At 66.7% G+C, this 2,171-nt stretch carries 1 protein-coding gene; it reads right to left on the bottom strand.

Features of this window, described 5'->3' with window-relative positions:
* Positions 1–11: 11 nt before the first annotated feature.
* Complete coding sequence (locus tag HCK04_RS40095; RefSeq protein ID WP_142652744.1) at positions 12–2,117, bottom strand: ISAzo13 family transposase; 2,106 nt, start codon at positions 2,115–2,117, stop codon at positions 12–14.
* Positions 2,118–2,171 lie beyond the last annotated feature (54 nt).

The raw sequence follows: 2,171 nt of genomic DNA, 5'->3' as shown, positions 1-2,171 counted from the left end.
GCCGTAAAAGATCAACTTGTCGGTGTGTCGCGGTCGTTTGGCACTGCGGCGAGCAGATTTGCTGCAGTGCGGTATCGGATTGGCGCGTCGGGGGGAATGTGGCCTGCTTGCTGGAGCAGGGGACGGGTTTCGCGGATGACGTTGCCGATGGACGATCTGCTGACATCGCCTAGAACGTCGGCCAGGACATCCATCGTGCAGAGTTTCCGCTGGTAGAGAATCGTGAGCACGACCCGTTCGCTGTTGCTGATCTTCTGGGGGAAGACGCCGGATCGGGTCCCGGGCTGGCGGTGCCCGCCCCGCCGCTGGTAGCCGAGGCGCTCGCCTTGAGCGACCTGTGCTGCGGCGAGGCGCTGGATGAGGAGACGGAGTTCGTCGCGGCTGATCCCGGTCAGAACCGGATGGGATAGTTGATCGATGATCACGGCTCGTGCGGGGCGCTGGCCGGTGTCCAAGAAGCCGAGGAGAGCGGCGGGTTTGGCGAAGCGGACCTGAGCGGCTCCGGCGTGGTGGCCGTGGTCTTCCAAGACTCTGCGGGTCTCCTTCACCAGGTCGGCGATGCAGACGTCGGTGACCTCCAGAAGGTCGGCCAGGACCTTCATGGAACAGACCTGCCGCTGGTAGAGGAGCGTGAGCAGGAGGCGGGCGGCGGCGTCGAACAAGGGCTTGGCGCGGAGGTTGCCGGTGGCGCGCCGAGCTCGGCCGCCGCGTTGCCGGCTGTGCCGTTCCTGGGTGCGGGCGGCCTGTGCAGGCGCGAGCGCGGTGGCCAGCTGGCGTAGTTGAGGGGTGCTCATGCCGGTCAGCCGCGGATCGGCCAGACGCAGCAGCATGGCCTGGCGCCGCTGCGCGGGTCCGTCGCCCTCGCTCACCGGCTGGGACGTGGCCGGGTCGTCGGCCATTACTGGGCGCAGGGTGTAGTTCCAGGTGCCGTGGGTGGCGTGTCGTTCCAGGGGCAGGGCGGCGAAGCGCTCCTTGCTGATCGCGACACCGGTCGGGTAGTCGCCGGTGTCCAAAACCGCCTCCACCCGCAGTCCGGTACTGGTCTGGGTGGAAGCGATGGTGTTGACCACTACGTCATGACTGGTCAGGGGCCTGCCGCGCCAGTTGAGGGTGATGTGGGAGAACAGCCGGTGCTCGATCTTGTTCCATTTGGAGGTGCCGGGCGGGAAGTGACAGACCGTGATCACCAGCCCGGTCTCGGCGGCCAACGCGGCCAGTTCGCTCTTCCAGACCCGATAACGGTAACCGTTGGAGCCGCCCGCGTCCGCAGTGATCAGTAGCCGTGAGGCGGACGGGTAGTCGTGGCGGCCGCGCGCTTTCCACCAGCGGCGGATGGACTCCACCGCGAACACCGAGGTGTCATGGTCGACACCGACGTTCACCCAGCCGGTGTTGGCCGTGATGTCGTAGATCCCGTACGGGATCGCCTGCTCGACGTCCGGACCGGAGAAGAAGAAGTGGTGGTCTTCGACCTCGATCGGCTCGCCCCTGGGGCGCCACTCGCGTCCGGTCATCGGGAGCCGGCCCAGCTGTTCCCGCTTCTTGGTGTCCACGCTGATCACCGGCTCGCCGTCAGCCTGATGGGCTTTGACCTGCTCGTTGATATAGCGGAACTGGGCGTCACGGTCGGGGTGCTGGGCGCCTTCGAGGGTCTTGACGTTGGCTTGCAGGCTGAACCCGGCCGTCTTCAGCAATCGTCCTACCGTGGGCGCCGATACACCGTGTCCTTGCCGGGTCAGCTCGGCGGCCAGGTGGCGTAGCGACTTGGTCGTCCACCGCAGCGGGGACTGCGGGTCGCCGCGCTCATCCGGCTCCACCAGCCCCAGCAGCGCCGTCAGGACGGCCGGATCGTCGTCTTCAACACGCTTGCGACCACCCCCGGGTCGTCGGACACGACCTGCCGGAAGCGGCTTCCGGCCTTCTTCCAGCTCGAAGATGCCGTTACGGACGGTCGTCTCGCTGACCCCAGCGGCCTGAGCGACAGCCCGCACCCCACCGTGTCCCAGCAGCCGCGCCTCGGTCGCCAGCACCAGCCGATGCTGTCGTTCGTTCAGATGCGGGCGTAATGCCTCGAATTTCCGCGCGAGTTGGCCGCGGACCTCGCTGGAGATCGCCATACCATCTCAACGAGCCGAAGATCACGAAGCAACGCCTTATTTCTTGACGGCTTC

The sequence above is a fragment of the Microbispora sp. CL1-1 genome, assembly GCF_012034195.1.
Taxonomy (GTDB): domain Bacteria; phylum Actinomycetota; class Actinomycetes; order Streptosporangiales; family Streptosporangiaceae; genus Microbispora.
The sequence above is the reverse complement of the archived record's forward strand: the minus strand, read 5'-3'. Positions and strand labels throughout refer to the sequence as shown.